Origin of the sequence: Streptococcus sp. HMSC34B10 (genome assembly GCF_001839505.1) — a bacterium.
Classification (GTDB): domain Bacteria; phylum Bacillota; class Bacilli; order Lactobacillales; family Streptococcaceae; genus Streptococcus; species Streptococcus peroris.
Window position 1 is genome coordinate 20,002 of the sequence record NZ_KV841548.1, and the last position, 18,719, is coordinate 38,720.

General features: G+C 39.5%; 20 protein-coding genes. 1 reads left to right on the top strand and 19 read right to left on the bottom strand.

Features of this window, described 5'->3' with window-relative positions; translation table 11 throughout:
• Positions 1-11: 11 nt before the first annotated feature.
• The 14 genes from HMPREF3237_RS02010 to HMPREF3237_RS02075 form a co-directional block, all read right to left on the bottom strand.
• A complete protein-coding gene (locus HMPREF3237_RS02010; RefSeq protein ID WP_070888650.1) occupies positions 12-581 on the bottom strand; it encodes a GNAT family N-acetyltransferase in 570 nt (189 codons plus the stop codon).
• A 118-nt stretch (positions 582-699) separates the two neighbouring features.
• Positions 700-1,689, bottom strand: coding sequence for a PhoH family protein (locus HMPREF3237_RS02015; protein WP_070888651.1), 990 nt, complete (start codon positions 1,687-1,689; stop codon positions 700-702).
• An 83-nt stretch (positions 1,690-1,772) separates the two neighbouring features.
• The gene (locus HMPREF3237_RS02020; RefSeq protein ID WP_070888652.1) at positions 1,773-1,988 is read right to left on the bottom strand and encodes a YozE family protein; all 216 of its coding nucleotides are present in this window, start codon (positions 1,986-1,988) and stop codon (positions 1,773-1,775) included.
• Positions 1,985-2,851 (bottom strand): RNA-binding virulence regulatory protein CvfB, encoded by an 867-nt coding sequence (gene cvfB / locus HMPREF3237_RS02025; RefSeq protein WP_070888653.1) that lies wholly within the window; start codon positions 2,849-2,851, stop codon positions 1,985-1,987. Before cvfB ends, HMPREF3237_RS02020 begins: the two co-directional genes overlap by 4 nt.
• A 60-nt stretch (positions 2,852-2,911) precedes the next feature.
• Complete coding sequence (gene frr, locus HMPREF3237_RS02030) at positions 2,912-3,469, bottom strand: ribosome recycling factor (RefSeq protein ID WP_070888654.1); 558 nt, start codon at positions 3,467-3,469, stop codon at positions 2,912-2,914.
• Positions 3,470-3,477: 8 nt separating this feature from the next.
• On the bottom strand, positions 3,478-4,215 hold the full coding sequence (gene pyrH / locus HMPREF3237_RS02035) for a UMP kinase (protein WP_006145718.1): 738 nt from the start codon (positions 4,213-4,215) through the stop codon (positions 3,478-3,480).
• 83 nt (positions 4,216-4,298) lie between these two features.
• On the bottom strand, positions 4,299-5,633 hold the full coding sequence (gene trmFO / locus HMPREF3237_RS02040) for a methylenetetrahydrofolate--tRNA-(uracil(54)-C(5))-methyltransferase (FADH(2)-oxidizing) TrmFO (protein WP_070888655.1): 1,335 nt from the start codon (positions 5,631-5,633) through the stop codon (positions 4,299-4,301).
• A gap of 152 nt (positions 5,634-5,785) precedes the next feature.
• A complete protein-coding gene (locus HMPREF3237_RS02045) occupies positions 5,786-6,715 on the bottom strand; it encodes a hypothetical protein (protein WP_070888656.1) in 930 nt (309 codons plus the stop codon).
• A gap of 78 nt (positions 6,716-6,793) precedes the next feature.
• The gene (gene rsmI, locus HMPREF3237_RS02050; protein ID WP_070888657.1) at positions 6,794-7,672 is read right to left on the bottom strand and encodes a 16S rRNA (cytidine(1402)-2'-O)-methyltransferase; all 879 of its coding nucleotides are present in this window, start codon (positions 7,670-7,672) and stop codon (positions 6,794-6,796) included.
• 2 nt (positions 7,673-7,674) lie between these two features.
• Positions 7,675-7,992 carry a DNA replication initiation control protein YabA gene (gene yabA / locus HMPREF3237_RS02055; RefSeq protein WP_006145722.1) on the bottom strand — a complete coding sequence of 106 codons (318 nt, stop codon included), beginning with the start codon at positions 7,990-7,992 and terminating at the stop codon, positions 7,675-7,677.
• A 34-nt stretch (positions 7,993-8,026) separates the two neighbouring features.
• Complete coding sequence (locus tag HMPREF3237_RS02060; protein ID WP_070888658.1) at positions 8,027-8,911, bottom strand: DNA polymerase III subunit delta'; 885 nt, start codon at positions 8,909-8,911, stop codon at positions 8,027-8,029.
• Positions 8,908-9,546 (bottom strand): dTMP kinase, encoded by a 639-nt coding sequence (gene tmk / locus HMPREF3237_RS02065; RefSeq protein ID WP_070888659.1) that lies wholly within the window; start codon positions 9,544-9,546, stop codon positions 8,908-8,910. Before tmk ends, HMPREF3237_RS02060 begins: the two co-directional genes overlap by 4 nt.
• Positions 9,547-9,816: 270 nt before the next feature.
• Positions 9,817-11,013 (bottom strand): elongation factor Tu, encoded by a 1,197-nt coding sequence (gene tuf, locus HMPREF3237_RS02070; protein WP_006145725.1) that lies wholly within the window; start codon positions 11,011-11,013, stop codon positions 9,817-9,819.
• A gap of 204 nt (positions 11,014-11,217) precedes the next feature.
• Positions 11,218-12,327 (bottom strand): AI-2E family transporter, encoded by a 1,110-nt coding sequence (locus HMPREF3237_RS02075; RefSeq protein ID WP_006145726.1) that lies wholly within the window; start codon positions 12,325-12,327, stop codon positions 11,218-11,220.
• 105 nt (positions 12,328-12,432) lie between these two features.
• Between HMPREF3237_RS02075 and pbp3 the strand changes: the two genes are divergently transcribed.
• On the top strand, positions 12,433-13,674 hold the full coding sequence (gene pbp3 / locus HMPREF3237_RS02080) for a D-alanyl-D-alanine carboxypeptidase PBP3 (RefSeq protein WP_006145727.1): 1,242 nt from the start codon (positions 12,433-12,435) through the stop codon (positions 13,672-13,674).
• Positions 13,675-13,708: 34 nt separating this feature from the next.
• Here the strand turns inward: pbp3 and HMPREF3237_RS02085 are convergent, their stop codons facing one another.
• Genes HMPREF3237_RS02085 through sufD form a run of 5 tightly spaced genes read right to left on the bottom strand, consistent with a single transcriptional unit; the run spans position 13,709 to position 18,694 of the window.
• Positions 13,709-14,278: a hypothetical protein gene (locus HMPREF3237_RS02085; RefSeq protein ID WP_070888660.1), complete on the bottom strand. Its 570-nt coding sequence runs from the start codon at positions 14,276-14,278 to the stop codon at positions 13,709-13,711.
• Positions 14,279-14,297: 19 nt separating this feature from the next.
• On the bottom strand, positions 14,298-15,710 hold the full coding sequence (gene sufB / locus HMPREF3237_RS02090) for a Fe-S cluster assembly protein SufB (RefSeq protein WP_070888661.1): 1,413 nt from the start codon (positions 15,708-15,710) through the stop codon (positions 14,298-14,300).
• 57 nt (positions 15,711-15,767) lie between these two features.
• Positions 15,768-16,208, bottom strand: coding sequence for a Fe-S cluster assembly sulfur transfer protein SufU (sufU, locus tag HMPREF3237_RS02095; RefSeq protein WP_070888662.1), 441 nt, complete (start codon positions 16,206-16,208; stop codon positions 15,768-15,770).
• Positions 16,195-17,421: a cysteine desulfurase gene (locus tag HMPREF3237_RS02100; RefSeq protein WP_070888663.1), complete on the bottom strand. Its 1,227-nt coding sequence runs from the start codon at positions 17,419-17,421 to the stop codon at positions 16,195-16,197. Before HMPREF3237_RS02100 ends, sufU begins: the two co-directional genes overlap by 14 nt.
• A 10-nt stretch (positions 17,422-17,431) precedes the next feature.
• Positions 17,432-18,694: a Fe-S cluster assembly protein SufD gene (gene sufD, locus HMPREF3237_RS02105; RefSeq protein WP_070888664.1), complete on the bottom strand. Its 1,263-nt coding sequence runs from the start codon at positions 18,692-18,694 to the stop codon at positions 17,432-17,434.
• Between the last annotated feature and the right edge of the window lie 25 nt (positions 18,695-18,719).

The window sequence follows — 18,719 nt, forward strand, 5'->3', positions numbered from 1 at the left end:
TTTTCAACTGCTTACTTATTTGCAAAATAATCTTCCTTGGTCAAGACATAATGTACACGTGTTACAATTCGTCCCGGTTCTTTTTTGTCCATTCTGGCATATGGTTCTTCGTGAGAAAAGTGCATGCCTGATTTCTCCATCACCTTTCCTGACGCAGGATTGTCTTTATCGTGAAGGGCGGTCAGCTTATTCATCCCTATCTTTTCAAAAGCTAGTTCAATCACGGCACGATTGGCTTCTGTCGTCAAACCTTGGTTCCAATATTTTTTGTTGATAATGTAACCAATAGCTGCCTTCTTAAGAACGGTATCCATCTTGTGCAAATCAATAGTTCCGATGAACTCCCCCGTACTTTTTAGTTCAATTCCCCAACGTCCCAAGGGACTAGCTAAGTAAAACTGAGCAATATTGTTCTTAGTTTCCTCTAAACTTTGATTGGTTGGAAAAGTGTAGCGCGTATTTTCCTTGTCAGAGGCATATTCAAACATGGCTTCTGCATCGTCCAAAGTCACAGGTCTGAGCACCAAACGATCCGTTTCTACAATTGGATACTCTGCAAATTTAACAAGAATCGATTCCATTCTCTTTCCTCCATTTCATGAGAATTTCTACTTAATATGGCACAAAAAATGAAGAAAACAAGAATATTCTTAGAGTTTAAAAAAATTAAATAGAAATTGACCATCTTTCAAACCGAGGTCAGAAATCTGTTTCTTCTTTAGCTTCCTCATTTTTAACTGGAGCTGGTTCATAAGCTCGGATAATCTGAGCAACGACTGGATGACGAACTACGTCCTTAGCTGAAAAATGAACAAAGTCGATTTGTTGAATATTCTTAAGCTTTTCCTGGGCATCAATCAGACCTGATTTAACATTACGCGGCAGGTCAATCTGGCTAATATCCCCATTGACAATCATTTTAGAGTTGAAGCCTAAACGAGTCAAAAACATCTTCATCTGCATGATGGTTGTATTTTGGGCTTCATCCAGAATGACAAAAGCATCATCCAAAGTTCGTCCACGCATATAGGCAAGCGGTGCGATTTCGATAATTTCACGCTCCATCAAGCGTGTAGTCTGATCTTTCCCGAGAATCTGGTACAAGGCATCATATACTGGTCGAAGATAAGGGTCTACCTTTTCCTTAAGGTCACCTGGTAGAAATCCTAGACTTTCTCCCGCTTCTACCGCTGGTCTTGTCAGGATAATACGCTTGACTTGCCCACGCTTGAGAGCCGTCACAGCTAAGGTCACTGCGAGAAAGGTCTTCCCTGTCCCAGCAGGTCCAATTCCAAAAGTTACATCGTGATGTTTGACACTATCGACATAGAGTTTTTGCCCTAATGTCTTCACACGAATCGGCTTTCCTGTACTATCCTTGATAATTTCTTCTTCGTAGAGGGCGACGAACTTATCAATTTCATGATTTCGAACCATATTAATAGCTGTCACCACATCAGGAGTTCCAACTGTCATCCCACGATTGACCAAGACCATCAAGGCTTGAATAACCTGACGCGCTTCCTCACAAGCAGACTCCTCTCCCAAGACTTGAACAATCTCAGTACGTGCATGGATGATAACATCTAACTCATCTTCCATCAAACGAAGATGGCGCTCATTGGAACCAAAAAGATGAAACAGGTCATCTGGATGACTTAACTGAATGTCTATTGAATGTTCCTTCAAACAAAGAACCTCTCTAACTCTTTAATTTCTTTTTATTATAGCAAAGGCACATCGAAATTACTATCTCTAGCACCTCAAGCCACTTAATGTTCTACATATTCTTGCCAGATACGATCAAATTCGCCTAGGTTAAAGGAAAAACTAGCATGCTCCTCCAAAAATCTACTCACTTCATCAAAATCATCCGTATGTTTTGGAAAAGCTGATTCCTGAAAGGCTAAGTCCGCTAATATGGCTTTAGGACTATTACTTTTAGGATTTCGTTCTGTCATAAGCCAGGTATAAAATGATTTTCTCATAAGTCCCCTTCAATCAATTCTGTTCCAAACTGATCTTGCTTGATTTTTCCTGCCTTCATCAAACCACCGAGTGCTTTTTTGAATTGACCTTTTGAAATACCAAAAGTAGCCTTGATGTCATCTGGAGACGACTTATCGTTTAGTGTCATGAAACCACCATTGCTTTCCAAGTAGGTCAAAATCATCTGCGCATCATTTTCTAACATCTCAAAAGAACGTGGCTTTAGAGAAAGGTTCAGTGTACGTTCAACCTCACGGAAACCAATGACTCGCGCATCTAAGACTTGTCCCAAACGTGGTTCTGCATAGCGCTCACTTGGATGGATAAATCCAAGCATGTTATTCTCTGGTAGATAGACAAAGGTTCCTGATAACTTAAGACGATATACGATTGCAGGCCAGTTTTGATTCTGCATGTTGTTGTATGCTGGACGTGCCAAACGTTGGAAGTCCTCTTGGTAGGCTAAGAGTCCCCAGATACGGTCTTTCTTGTCCACTTCTAGACGAACATAAAGTTTATCGCCCTTCTTAGGCCAGAGTTCTTTGAGTTCAGGGAGAATATCAAGAGATACAACGATTTCCTTGTCAGGAAGCCCTGTGTCAACAAAGACCCCCAAATCCTTGCGCACTTCTGTTACAGTTCCCCAGCCAAATTGATCCTGGGTCGCAGTGACTTCTGTAGTAGTGAGACGCAATTTTTGCTTCATATCTGTGTATGCAAAACCTTTGACCGTATCCCCAACTGCATGCTGACCTTCTTCTTTAGAAAGAGCATAGGTATGCCCGTCCTTTTGAACAAAGTAATAACGGTCATTTTCATCGATGATAAGTCCAACGATAAAACTTGCAAGATTTGTATTCATGTTTCCTTCTTTCGAATAAAACTCAGCCAGCAATGCCAACTGAGTTTTTCTGTTTATTTCTTAGACTTCCAAGATTTCTTTTTCTTTATTGGCAGTCATATCGTCGATGTGTTTAACAGCATCGTCTGTCGCTTTTTGAATCTCTTTCTCGAGAGTTTTCAACTCATCTTCAGTGATTTCTTTAGCTTTTTCTTGTTTTTTAGCTTCATCCATAGCATCACGACGGATATTACGGATAGCTACTTTAGCATTTTCACCAACTTTTTTCACTTCTTTAGCGAGATCGCGACGAGTTTCTTCTGTAAGAGCTGGGATAACCAAGCGAATAACAGAACCATCGTTAGCTGGTGTAATACCAAGATCTGAAGCGTTCAAAGCACGCTCGATATCCTTCAATGAAGATTTATCAAATGGTGTTACCAATAGGACACGCGCTTCAGGAATTGTGATAGAAGCGATCTGGTTCAGAGTTGTTTCGACACCATAGTATTCAACAGTAATACGGTCAAGCAAGCTTGCGTTTGCACGTCCTGCACGGATACCACCAAACTCACGAGCAAGTGAGTGGTGAGATTGAGTCATTCTCTCTTTAGCTTTTTCTACAATTGCGTTAGCCATAATTTTTCCTATTCCTTTTCTTCGATATTGTTTGAAACTGTTGTACCGATATTTTCACCAAATACAACACGTTTGATATTACCAGGTTGGTTCATATTAAAGACTACCAAGTCAATGTCGTTATCCATTGACAGTGTTGAAGCTGTTGAGTCCATGATACGAAGGCCTTTATTGATGACATCACGGTGAGTCAATTCTTCAAATTTAACAGCAGTCTTATCTTTCTTAGGATCGGCATTGTAGACACCGTCTACACCATTCTTAGCCATCAAAATAGCATCTGCTTCAATTTCAGCTGCACGAAGAGCTGCTGTAGTATCTGTTGAGAAATATGGTGAACCGATTCCTGCACCAAAGATAACGATACGTCCTTTTTCAAGGTGGCGAAGGGCACGCCCGCGAATGTAAGGCTCTGCTACTTGTTGCATAGCAATAGCTGTTTGTACGCGAGTATCAACACCTACTTGTTGCAATGAATCTGCCATCACAAGAGCATTCATGACTGTCCCAAGCATTCCAGTGTAATCCGCTTGAACACGATCCATACCAGCTTCTGCCGCAGGTTCTCCACGCCAAAGGTTTCCACCACCGATAACCAAGGCAATTTCAATTCCTAGCTCGTGAACTTCTTTGATTTCTTGGGCCATACTTTGGACAGTTTTGATATCAATCCCGACACCACGTTCGCCAGCAAGGGCTTCACCAGATAGCTTGATTAAGATACGTTTATACTTAGGTTCTACCATTTTCTCTCTCCTTTTTTTATCCTACCTATTTTATCACAATTTCAAAGATTTTTATAGTATCATGAGTAATTCTTTCAAAAAAATTAGACAGATAAAAATTTCTCTAAATCAGACAAGGCACGTTCCGCAATTTTTTCATAACGAGTCTTCTTATCACGGATTCGTTCACCTTCTAATTCTTTGATAATACCGAAATTGACATTCATAGGTTGAAAATGTTTGCTATCAGCATGGGTGATATAATGAGCTAAACTTCCGATTGCAGTTGTCTCTGGGAAAATAGCTTCGCTTTCTCCCTTGAAAAGACGAGCTGCGTTAATACCTGCTACTAACCCTGAAGCTGCTGATTCAACATAACCTTCCACGCCCGTCATCTGACCAGCAAAGAATAGATTTGGTTGTTTCTTAGAACGATAAGTCTGCTCAAGGAGATTTGGAGAGTCCATGTAGGAATTGCGGTGCATGACTCCATAGCGAACAAACTCAGCGTTTTCAAGACCTGGAATCATTTGGAAGACACGCTTCTGCTCTCCCCATTTGAGGTGAGTCTGAAAACCAACGATATTATAAAGACTTCCAGCTGCATTATCCTGACGAAGCTGAACGACTGCGTATGGCGTCTTAAATTCTCCGTCACGAGGACCAGTGTAATCATCTGGATACTCTAGACCAACTGGTTTCATAGGGCCGTAGAGCATGGTTTTTATGCCACGTTTGGCCATAACTTCGATGGGCATACACCCTTCAAAATATTTTTCTTTTTCAAAAGAATTCAACGGAGCTTCTTCCGCATTGACCAAAGCTTCATGGAAATCCATAAATTCTTGCTTGGTCATTGGAGCATTGAGATAGGCAGCTTCTCCCTTATCATAACGAGATTTGAGATAAACCTTGTTCATATCGATTGTATTGACATCCACAATAGGCGCTGCAGCATCGTAGAAATAAAAACCATCTCCTCCATTGAGTGCATGAATTTTCTCAGCAAGAGCATCACTTGTTAAAGGACCAGTTGCTACAACTGTAATAGCATCTATTGGCAATTCTGTGATTTCGTCACGAACGACCTTAATCAAAGGATGATTGGCAATCTTTTCAGTAACCATTTGCGAGAAACCATCACGGTCAACCGCGAGAGCACCACCAGCAGGAACACGCGTTGCTTCTGCTGATTCCAAGATAAGAGAACCTAGACGACGCATTTCTTCCTTGAGGAGACCTACAGCATTTGTAAGAGAATCTCCACGCAAGGAGTTGGAGCAAACCAACTCAGCAAAATTGTCTGTTTTATGCTGAGGTGTTGATTTGACACCACGCATTTCATAAAGTTTAACTGGAATACCACGCTCTGCGATTTGGTAAGCTGCTTCAGAACCTGCTAAACCCGCACCGATAACATTGATATAAGATTGAGACACGACACTAATACCTCTTTGGGTGGAACATAGGTCCATGTCAAAAAGCTGGACTGTTTGACACCCACAAATCTTTCTAAATTATTACTTGGTTCATTATACCAAAAAGCTAAGTAAAAAGACAGACAGGAAGATTCCTGAAAGTCTTTCCAAAATTATTGTTTAACAAAACTGAATTTTTTAAAATCATCCCAACTCAGTTTGCTTTTATAATTTATAGTAAAACGTACTTCTGTATTCTTAGGTAGTTTTTCGATTTCAACTATTTGACCGAGTAAATATTGGAAATCAGAGTCTGTCCAATTGTCAATATCTTCATTAGTTAATTGTAGATTTTGTTTTCGTACCTGTTCAATATCAGTATTTATATAAATACTAAAGGTCGAACGATTATCAGCAACCCTTTTTAAAAGTAGATCTCGATTGCGAACAAGCACATCTTCATCTAGACTGTTGACTCTACTTGGGTCTAAGTCCTCGATTAAGGGAGTTAGTTCTTCTACATCCGTCTTCAAAATTGCCTCTCTTTTTTCTTGCTCTTTAAGACGAGTATTAGGGTTACCACTGTATTCTTCTTTTGGAACTAAAGAATAATAGTAGTCAAAGGAGTCCAATTCAATTGAGTTTTTAACATAAAGCTTCCTAAGCTGATCATCTTTTAAATATGTCGAAGTCAAACTATCACTTTGAAGTATCCTACTGTAAGCTTCCTCAAGTCGGTCATAGTTCTTATCTTCAGAAACATACTCCATTTCTAAACGGTAAACTGTTTTTTTGGAAAAACCAAAGAAAATTTTCTTTTCAACTTCTTTAAGTTTCGGATTGTATTTAAGAACTGGAGTTTTCTCAACATAGTCTTTTTCAAAATCCACATAGACATCAACTACTCGTCTACTAGTTCCTTCAACGTAAGCTGTCGAGTATTCTTCTGCTTCTAGTCCTGCAGCTTCTACTACGGAACGAATGTTTGAAATAGCTGTTTTAGCTAAATCACGATCGACTCTATTGTTACATGCTGACAATATAAATAATGCGAGAATAGGAAACAGTAGGCCAATTACTTTCTTCATCGCTTTGATTTTCATTTCTCCTCCAAATAAGCAATCTTAGCAAAATGTTTATGATTGTTATTTTTGTTTCAGGAAGAAGGCAAACTTCCCTGTTTAGTCATCCGATTGTTTCTCTTCCCATTCGTGGTAGGCAGCGTAGAGCTGGCTTTTGTTCCACTGATAAATTTTAGCGACTTCCTTAATGGCTTGATTTTTCTTAACACCTTCTTGGATGCGCTCTTGGATTTCTGAGAACAAGTCCTCTTCATCCTTATCTTCTACTTCTTGACTAGCACCTTCTACGATGAGAAGGCACTCGCCCTTGAGCGGTGTTTGAGAAATATTTTCTAATAATTCAGTAATACTTCCACGTTGGTATTCTTCATAAATCTTGGTCAATTCTCGAACAAGAACTACTGAACGGTCACCGTAGACCTCTAGCATATTTTCCAAGGTATCTGCTACACGGTGAGGAGATTCATAGAAAATCTGAGTTTCTGGATAATCATTTTTTGATTCGAAAAATTGCTTTTGTTGACCTGATTTTCTTGGTAAGAAACCATAAAAAGTATGAGGTTGTGGTGCCAACCCGCTAGCTATTAAGGCAGAAATTCCTGCACTAGCACCTGGAACTGTAATAACCGCGATATCCTCTTCAATTGCAGCCTTAACCAAATCGTGACCTGGATCCGAAATGCTAGGTAGACCCGCATCCGATACCTGAGCGATATTTTGACCTTGTTTCAACAAATCAATCAAATCAGGAATTTTTTCCTTGGCATTGTGCTCATGAAAACTGATTTGTTTGGTTGAAATATCGAAATGCTTAAGCAATAGACCAGTATTACGAGTATCCTCGGCAGCAATCCAGTCCACTTCTTTCAAAGTCTGAATAGCACGAAAGGTCATATCCTCTAGATTTCCAATTGGAGTTGCGACAAGATATAACTTGCCAAAAGGTGATTGACCTTTAAAACTTTTTTGAATTTGCATGCTTACTCCCTAAACAACAATTCATCACAAAACATGCATTCTTCGTCTTGTTCACGACGTTGGCCGTAAAAATCGCGACAAACATGAAAACCGTCGTCATAGATTCGACTCACGTTTTCTCTAACATGCTTGGTCTTCGTTGGAGCTGTTTCTTCTTCCTCACTCAAGCGCTCTCTCAGTTTATCGTTCTCTAAACGAAGAGCTGTATTCTCTTCTACAACACTCTTGAGATTTTTTTTGATGGCTTCGACATCTGCCAAGGTCGCCAACAACTGTTGAGAAAAATCATCTAAGGCATCAAATAATTCTTTCTTGTTCATGAACAGCCCTTTCTTTTATTTTTCCATTTTATTATTATTGTAAAGCGAGGTATTCCAAAGAATTTTGGAAGGAAACATTTGCCTTCCACATTCTTCGAGCTTCAAGGAGATTTTGTAAGATTGTAAGTGCTACTTTTTTTTGAATCTCTTGGCCTGCTAAAACTTCTAAAATTCTAAACACTTGGTCTTGTTTTTCTTTGTCATCTGCTAAACTAGATAACTTTGCCACCTGCAAATACGATTCCTTTTTTCCAGCTTCTAACCAAGTATAGAATCTCTCACATTCTTCAACTAAAGTCCAAAAACTTGTTTGATTTGTCAGTTTTTCGGCTTCTGCTTGCGATTGACTAAACTCAGCTAAAAGTCTTGCCTTATTTTTGACCAAGCCTGATTTTTCAAGCTCAGCCATAAGATTTGCAACTTGTTTCTGAAATTGGAAAATCTGCGTGCGGCTTCGGATGGTTGGTAAAATCTGCTCTTGATCATTGGTTAAGAAGAAAATATAAATCTCACTTTGAGGATCTTCGATAACCTTTAGTAGCGAATTAGCAGCATTAACATGCATTTTTTCTGCTTGTTCAATGATAAAAACCTGACGTTGGTTTTCAATCCCTGATTGAGAAAACTGCCCAACTAATTCTCGGATTCGCTCCGTTTTTATGAGTTGATTCATCGGACGAATAATGGTGACATCAGGAAATTCTTCTTGATCAATCAACTTACAATTTCTGCAAGACTCACAGGGTAAGACACCTTGTTTTTCTGTACAGAATAAACTCTTAGACAGAAATAAGGCCATCTCCATACTTCCAAAAAATCCTGAAAAAAGATAAGCATGATTGAGTTGTCTTTGCTCTAAAATGTGAACAAAACGCTCAAATTGCTGAGGTTGAGAGGCTTTTAATTGCTCTTGATTCATTCTTGAATCCCCATTCTGTCAAATAAGACTTGCTTAGTATTCTCAACAACTTGATCTAGTGGTAAGCTGGCATCAATTTTAACAATGCGTTCACCCTCTTTTTCAAGAAGGGAGAGATATCCCTGACGGACTTTGCGATGCAAGTCTAAGCCTTCCAAATCTATACGATTGACTTCTCGATTGCTATTTGCAGCGATTCGTTCAAGCCCTTTTTCTACCTCAATATCAAAATAAAGTGTCAAGTCCGGCTTAAGTCCATCTGTCGCAAATTGATTGAGCCAATCAATGGCCTCAATATCCAAACCGCGACCGAATCCTTGGTAAGCAACTGAACTATCAATAAAACGATCCATGATGACCAGTTTCCCTGCTGCGAGTGCAGGTAAGACCTTCTCCACTAGGTGTTGTCTACGACTAGCAATATAGAGTAGAAGCTCTGTCTTGGCATCCATTTGAGTATGACTAGGATCTAAAATAACTTCTCGAATCTTCTCACCAATCAATACGCCACCTGGTTCACGTGTTGTTAAAAATTCGATATTTTTTTCTTTTAAAACAGGCAGGATAGCTTCAAGTACACTTGTTTTCCCAGCTCCCTCTGGCCCCTCAAGAGAGACTAAAAATCCTTTTGACATGACGAACTCATTTCTTTTTTTCTTCCTTCTATTTTATCAAAAAAATAGGCATTTGTGAAAAGCTTTTTAACCTTATAAAAATTTATTCTGAAAAACTAGGATATACATTCGTTAATAAATAAGGTAATTATTTAATTAAGTTTCTATATTCGTAATCAACTACCATACTGGCTTATTTTGTCTTTGTATAACTAGAAAAAAAGAACCTTGCATAGCAAGATTCTTTTAATGTCTGACTTAAATAATTGTTCTTCTGGGAACTAAATCGAATTAAGCTTCGATTTCTGTAACCATACCTGAACCAACAGTACGTCCACCTTCACGGATTGAGAATGTAGTACCTTGTTCTACGGCGATTGGGTGGATCAACTCAACGTCGATAGTCACGTTATCACCAGGCATTACCATTTCTGTACCAGCAGGAAGTTCGATTGAACCTGTAACGTCTGTAGTACGGAAGTAGAATTGAGGACGGTAGTTGTTGAAGAATGGAGTATGACGTCCACCTTCTTCTTTAGTAAGGATGTAAACTTCACCTTTGAATTTAGTGTGTGGGTGGATTGAACCTGGTTTAGCGATAACTTGTCCACGTTCGATTTCATCACGTTGGATACCACGAAGAAGTACACCAACGTTATCCCCTGCAAGACCTTCATCAAGTTGTTTACGGAACATTTCAACACCAGTAACAACTGCTTTTTGAATTTCTTCTTTGATACCAACGATTTCGATTTCGTCGTTGACTTTAACAGTACCACGGTCGATACGTCCTGAAGCAACAGTACCACGTCCAGTGATTGAGAATACGTCTTCGACTGGAAGAAGCAATGGTTTATCAGTATCACGTTCTGGTTCTGGAATGTATTCGTCAACAGTATCCATCAATTCCATGATGATGTCTTCGTATTTAGAATCACCTTCAAGAGCTTTAAGAGCAGAACCTTGGATAACTGGAAGTTCGTCACCTGGGAAGTCGTATTCTGAAAGAAGGTCACGGATTTCCATTTCAACCAATTCAAGCAATTCTTCGTCATCAACCAAGTCAACTTTGTTCATGAAGACGATCAAGTGTTTAACACCAACTTGACGTGAAAGAAGGATGTGTTCACGTGTTTGTGGCATTGGTCCGTCTGTTGAAGCTACTACAAGGATAGCTCCGTCCATTTGAGCGGCACCAGTGATCATGTTTTTAACGTAGTCCGCGTGTCCTGGAGCGTCGATGTGAGCGTAGTGACGTTTTGCAGTTTCATATTCAACGTGCGCAGTGTTGATAGTGATACCGCGTTCGCGTTCTTCTGGTGCAGCATCGATAGACGCATAGTCTTTAGGTTGGTTAACTGCTGAAGGCAAGCGACGTGCCAAAACAGTTGTGATAGCTGCAGTTAGGGTAGTTTTACCGTGGTCAACGTGTCCAATAGTACCAATGTTAACGTGTGGTTTACTACGATCGTATTTTTCTTTTGCCATTTGAGTAAAAGCCTCCAATAAAATATATTTTATAGATAGACAGTAGGCAATACAGTCTAACTTCCTTACTATTTTATCAAATTTTAGCTAAATTGCAAGTGTTTTACAAAGATTTTGTGAATTATTCTTATCCTTACACTTGCTTTTAGGGAGACTCTTTTAAGGTTATGAATCAAAAAACGAATCAGATAAAATCCGATTCGCTTATTCTGATAAATATTTTTCTACTTCTTTAGCTTCCTTGTGATTTTCATACAAACGAGCTAAAAATTTTGAAATTTCTTTTAAAATTGAGTAGGTAGGTACTGCTACAATCATTCCAACCACACCGTAAATATTACTTGATAACAACAGTAAGACTAAAATTGTAATTGGATGAACCTTCATGACTCCACCAACAATACGTGGATAAAGGATATTTCCATCTACTTGCTGGATAATCAACATATAAATGACAGCTATGATCATTTTTTGTGGGTCTGTGAATAAATTTGAAATAACCATAGGAATCAATCCGATACTTGGTCCAACATAGGGAATCAAATTCGCTAAACCAGAAAAAATTGCAAAAACCAATGCATATCTAAGCCCGATAACACTATAACCAATATAAGCTAAACATCCGATGATGAGAGCATCAATTGATACACCACTAATATAACGAGAAATAGTTGAATTCAGATTTTTTAATAAGCCAGAGATATTTCGCTTATCTCTTTTTAAAACAGATCTTTCCAGCATCGGTAAAAATTTATGCCCGTCCAGAAGGAAATAAATCAAGAAGACCGGTGTCATAATAATAATTAAAACAGTACTTACTAAAGCTGAAAGAACACTACCGACACTATTCGTCACACTATTTAAGATATTCTGTAAAATATCAACATAAGAAAGGTTTAATTGTTGAATGGTTTGCTGGATATCAATCTCTTGGAAAGTAGGATATTTTGATAACTCAATCACTAGATCTTGGAGTCGACCATAGATACCTTGGCTAGAACTGATCAAGCTACTCAACTGATTGATTAAAATCGGTAAAAGATAGACAACACCAATGACGATTGAACCAAAGAGAACAAAAAGAGTCAACAAAATCCCAATGATTCGGTTGATTTTACATTCTTTCTCTAAAAAGATGACAATTGGATTGGTTAGATAATACAAAAATCCTCCTAATAAAAAAGGAATCATGATTGTATTTACAACACTTACAAATGGCGTTATAATAGCCCCCATTTCCCTCCATAGGTATAAAATTAAGGTTATAAATAAAATTTCAGTTGTCCAGAAGAATAATTTATTTCTCCGAAACATAGGCCACCTCCTCTTTTTCCTATTTTACCATAATTCGAAAAAGATTGATAACCTTCATCATAAAAACAAGAATATTTTTAGTCTTTATGATAGAATAAAGTTACTATGAAGAAATTATTTTTAGCATTACTAACACTTATTTTGTGTGCTTCTACTACTACTGTTTTTGCTCAGGATTTTAACGTCCCTGCAAAACACGCCATTGCTGTTGAAGCTACTACTGGTAAAATTTTATATGAAAAAGACGCGACTCAACCTGTTGAAATCGCATCTATTAGTAAGTTACTTACTGTTTACCTAGTCTATGAAGCCCTAGATCAAGGAAAAATCACTCTTTCTACCCCAGTAGAAATTTCAGATTACCCTTACAAGCTCACGACCAACTCTGAAGCAAGTAACGTTCCTATGGAGGCTAGGAACTATACCGTTGAAGAGTTGCTAGAAGCAACTCTGGTATCGAGTGCCAATAGTGCAGCGATCGCTTTAGCAGAAAAGATTGCTGGTTCTGAAAAAGACTTTGTTGACATGATGAAGGCTAAACTTCTTGAATGGGGAATCCAAGATGCTACACTCGTCAACTCAACTGGTCTCAACAATGAAACCCTTGGAAACAATATCTATCCAGGTTCTAAGAAAGACGATGAAAATAAATTGAGTGCCTACGATGTTGCTGTTGTAGCTCGTAATCTGATTCTCAAATATCCTCAGGTCTTAGAAATCACGAAGAAACCTTCTTCTACTTTTGCAGGAATGACCATTCATTCTACAAACTATATGTTAGAAGGATTACCTGCTTATCGTGGTGGAGTTGACGGTCTTAAAACAGGAACAACGGATAAAGCAGGAGCATCCTTTGTAGGTACAACCGTAGAAAAAGGAATGCGTATCATCACAGTTGTCCTTAATGCAGATAACCAAAATACCAATCCCTACGCGCGTTTTACAGCAACCTCTGCCCTCTTAGACTACATCTCTTCTAATTTTGCACTTCAAACAATCGTCAATCAAGGAGAAAGTTATCAGGATAGCAAATCACCTGTCTTAGATGGAAAGCAAAATACTGTTGCAGCTGTCGCTAAAGAAGATATAAAGATTGTTCAACGTCTTGGAAGTCGAGCTCAATCATCTGTTACCTATACAGCGGATACTACTGAACACACTGCTCCACTTGAGGCAGGTACTGTCGTTGGACATCTAACATACGATGACAAGGACTTGGTTGGCCAAGGTTATATTACATCTGATAAACCAACCTTTGATATGGTCTCTGATAAAAATATCGAAAAAGCTTTCTTTTTAAAAGTTTGGTGGAACAACTTTGTACGATTCATAAATGAAAAATTATAAAAAATCGCGAATAATCGCGATTTTTTTGTATTGTTTAGAATTCGTAGTATGGGAACGGACGGTCACTATCTAAAGGACGATTTGAAATTTCTTGTTTCAGAATAGCGCGCCAACCAGATACCAATTCTTCAAAAGTCAATTTGGCTTCAGGAGAAGCTGTTATAAGCTTCCGTCCAAACCAAGCCATGGTTGCAGTTTCAAACTGAAGCATAGCGTACTGGATTACTGGTACATTTGCCTCTTCATAATTTTCATTTACTGCTTGGGCAACTTCTGATGCTTGTGGAAGAAGTTGATTGCTAATTTTATCTACAACACTTGCGTCCATCTCTCGCCAAGAAAGTAATTGACCATCTACCTGATAAAAGAGCTCAAAGGTTTCTTGATTTTCCTTGAAATTAGCAAGGACAAAAGCACGTTCTACTGCCTCAGGACCACCAGCAGCTTTTACAGCGTTTATCAAGAGAAGCTCTTCCGTTTGTCTCCAATAATCATCTGCTTCTTCTTCAAGATCAAAAACAATTGGCTGATCCAACTCTTCAATCGGTGCTTCTCCCTTATTCACTTTTTCAATCGTTCCAAACAATCGCTTTAAGAATCCCATTTGCGTCTCCTTTTTGTCCTTATCCGACTGATCCTTCCATTTCGTAGCTAATCAAACGGTTAAGCTCAACCGCATATTCCATCGGAAGTTCTTTGGTAAAGGGTTCGACAAATCCCATGACAATCATCTCAGTTGCTTCGGATTCTGACAAACCACGACTCATAAGGTAATAGAGTTGTTCTTCTGAAATCTTAGAAACCTTGGCTTCGTGTTCCAATGCAACTTGTGAGTTGTGGATTTCATTAAACGGAATAGTATCTGATGCTGACAAGTCATCCATGATAATGGTATCACACTCGATATGAGAAACAGATTTCTTAGAGTTCTTATTAAAGGTCACTTGTCCACGGTAGTCTACCTTACCTCCACCTTTAGCGATAGATTTAGAGACAATAGACGAGCTCGTATGTGGAGCATTGTGGATCATCTTAGCACCAGTATCTTGGTGTTGCCCTGCATTGGCAAAGGCAATCGAAAGCATAGTTCCACGCGCCCCTTCTCCATCGAGGTAAACTGATGGATATTTCATAGTTGTTTTGGCACCTAAATTTCCATCAATCCACTCAACTGTCGCATCTTTCAAAGCTTTAGCACGTTTCGTTACTAGGTTATAAACGTTATCTGACCAGTTTTGGATGGTCGTATAGCGCATATAAGCTCCGTCCAAAGCAAAGATTTCTACAATAGCAGCGTGCAAGCTGTTGCTTGAATAAGTTGGCGCTGTACATCCTTCTACGTAGTGGACACTTGCTCCCTCATCAACGATGATCAAGGTACGTTCAAACTGTCCAGTATTTTCGTTATTGATACGGAAGTAAGTTTGAAGTGGAATATCTACTTTGACCCCTTTTGGTACGTAGATAAAGGTTCCGCCAGACCATACTGCTGAGTTGAGGGCCGCCAACTTGTTATCTGTAGGCGGTACCAACTTAGCAAAGTATTGTTTAAACAAGTCTGGGTATTCCTTGAGGGCAGAATCTGTATCTGTAAAGATAATTCCTAACTTCTCAAATTCTTCCTTCATGTTGTGGTAAACCACTTCTGACTCATACTGGGCAGAAGCTCCAGCAAGATAAGCACGTTCAGCTTCTGGAATACCGATTCGTTCAAAGGTTTCTTTGATTTTTTCAGGAACGTCATCCCAAGAACGGGCTGGTTTATCCGATGGTTTTTGGTAGTAGATTAAGTCATCAAAATCAATCTCTGACAAGTCCGCTCCCCATGTTTGCATGGGCATTTTTTTGAAGGTTTCATAAGACTTCAAACGGAATTCTAACATCCACTCAGGTTCTCCCTTGGCAGCTGATAATTCGCGAATGACTTCCTCATTCAATCCTTTTCCTGTCGATAGGACAGGCTCTACATCGTCATGGAAACCAAATTTATATTCACCAAGGTCAATTGGTTTTGGTTCTATTCTTTCTTCAGCCATAATATCCTTTCTTTCATTCTGTATTTCTAATGATTCATAAGACAACAGAAACTTGTCTTATTGGTTTTCTTGGTCTTCAATTGTTTTTTTAAGGGCATTCCAAGCTAGGGTTGCGCATTTAATTCGTTGAGGGAATTTGGCAACTCCTGATAAGAAAGCTGCATCTCCGAGTTGGTCTTGGCGGTTATCATTTTGACCTTGAACCATTTCAGAAAAAATAGTCGCAAGTTCTAGAATTTCTTCCTTACTCTTTCCTAAAACAACGTCTGTCATCATGCTAGCAGAGGCAGTTGAGATGGTGCATCCTGAGTTTAGAAAAGCGATATCTACCAAACGATTATCTGCATCAAACTTAACAGAGAGATTGATGACATCTCCACAAGTAGGATTGTTGAGACTAATTTGCTCTGCGTCTTCCAACTTTCCTTGGTGATGGGGATTCTTCGAATGGTCTGCTACCACTGCCATATAAAGGCTATCTAGTTTAGAAAGTGCCATTGAAAAACTCCTTTGTCTTTAGTAAAGCATCGACTAGTTTGTCGCAATCTGCCTTGGTATTATAGATATAAAAACTAGCACGAGCTGTTGCTGGGACTTCCAAATACTGGAGCAAGGGTTGAGCGCAATGGTGACCGGCACGAACCGCTACTCCTTCATAATCCAGAGCTGTCGCAAGGTCGTGAGGATGAAGGTCTCCTAAGTTAAAGGCAATGACACCTGAACGTTGAGCTAAATCCTGCGAACCGTAAATGGTTAACCCCTCAATGGCCTGCAATTTTGGAAAGACATATGCAATCAATTCTTGTTCATGGGCTTCAATCGCTTCCATACCAAGATTTTCAAGATAATCTACTGCAGCAGCCAGTCCGATCGCACCTGCCATATTGGGAGTTCCAGCCTCGAATTTCCAAGGTAATTCCTTCCAGCTTGCAGATTGTTCATAAACAAAATCAATCATCTCGCCACCAAACTCAACTGGTGACATTTGTTCCAGATACTTTTCCTTCCCATAAAGGACACCGATACCAGTCGGACCAGCCATCTTGTGACCTGAAAAGGCAAAGAAGTCAACGTCCAAGTCCTGAACATCAATCTTCATATGAGGCGTAGACTGAGCACCATCTACCACCATAATAGCTCCAACTTTATGAGCCATTTGCGTGATTTCTTTGATAGGATTGATCACTCCAAGAACATTGGAAGCATGTGCTAGTGAAACAAATTTAACCTTATCAGTCAATTTAGCTCGCAAGTCACCCATATCCAGAGCGCCATCTTTGAGATAGACATAAACAAGCTCAGCTCCGGTCTTTCGACAAGCTTCCTGCCATGGGATAATATTGGAATGGTGTTCCATGACTGAAATCAAGACCTGGTCTCCCTCAGTCAAGATTTCCTCAGCGAAGCGTGCTACCCAGTTGAGACTAGTTGTGGTACCTCTGGTAAAGAGAACTTCCTTTGTTGAACCTGCATTGATAAACTTACCAATAGTTTCACGAGCAGCTTCATAAGATGCTGTCGCACGCTCTGCCAAAGTATGAACTCCTCGGTGGACATTGGCATTATCCTGCTCATAGTAGCGGTTAATGGCTTCCAGAACAGCTAGTGGTTTTTGTGTCGTCGCAGCATTATCCAAATAAATCAGAGGTTCGTCATTAACAATCTGATCTAAAATTGGAAAATCCTTGCGAATCGCTTCTACATCAAACATAGGCTTCCCCTTAGCGTTTTGACAATTTTTCTTCGATCGTCGCAATCATCTCATCACGAACTTCTTTGACTGGAATCTCAACGATTACAGATCCAAGGAATCCGCGAACAACCAAACGTTCTGCAGTTGCCTTGTCCAATCCACGGCTCATGAGATAGTACATGTCTTCTGGATCCACTTGACCGATTGAAGCTGCGTGTCCTGCAGTAACATCATTTTCATCAATCAAAAGGATTGGGTTAGCATCTGAACGAGCCTGGTCAGAAAGCATGAGAACACGGCTTTCTTGTTGCGCATCTGCTCCCTTAGCGCCCTTGATGATGTGTCCAATACCATTGAAAGTCAAAGTTGCTTTTTCAAGGATAACTCCATGTTGAAGGATATTACCAATAGAGTTGCAGCCATAGTTCGTCACTCGCGTATCAATCCCTTGAATCTGACGCCCACTTGATAAGGCAATGGCTTTAAGATCTGCATGGCTACCATTTCCAAGTAAATCACTATCAAAATCAGCAATGACGTTTCCTTCATTCATAACTGCAATTGCCCAGTCAATGCTTGCATCGTTGCCGAGTTTACCACGACGGCTAATGTAGGCCGTAACATTTTCACCTAGACGGTCAATAGCTGCAAATTTCACTTGCGCACCTGAACGTGCAATGACTTCTACTGTGATATTGGCAGTTGCTTTAGCACTACCTTCACCACGTGACTCTAGACGTTCAAGGTAGCTGATTTTAGAGTTTTTACCTGCAATGATCAGAATATGCTTGTTAAATGGTACATCGCTATCACTATCTTGGTAGAAAATCCCTTCAATTGGCTCTGTGATTTCTACGTTATCTGGAATATAGAGAACAGCACCACTGTTAAAATAAGCTGTGTGGTAAGCTGCCAACTTGTCATCATCGTATTTCACAGATGACATGAAGTATTCTTTGATAATCTCCGGAATTTCTTCTAGTGCTGAATGGAAATCAGTAAAGATAACACCCTGTTCAGCTAACTCAACTGGAGTTTGTTCAAAAACAGTTTGAGTTCCTACTTGCACCAACTTCAAATGATTATCCAAAGCAGTGAAGTCAGGGACATTTGCTGATGGCTCACTTTCTGTTATAGTTCCATCACCAAGATTCCAACGATGAAATTTTACACGTTCAATAGCCGGTAATTCCAAACTTTCAATTTTATCAAAAGCTTTTTGACGGAGGTCTGACAACCAGCTTGGTTCAGCGTGCATTTCTGAAAAAAGTTTAATAGTTTCTTTAGTCATTTACTTCTCCTAAAAGATACGAAGG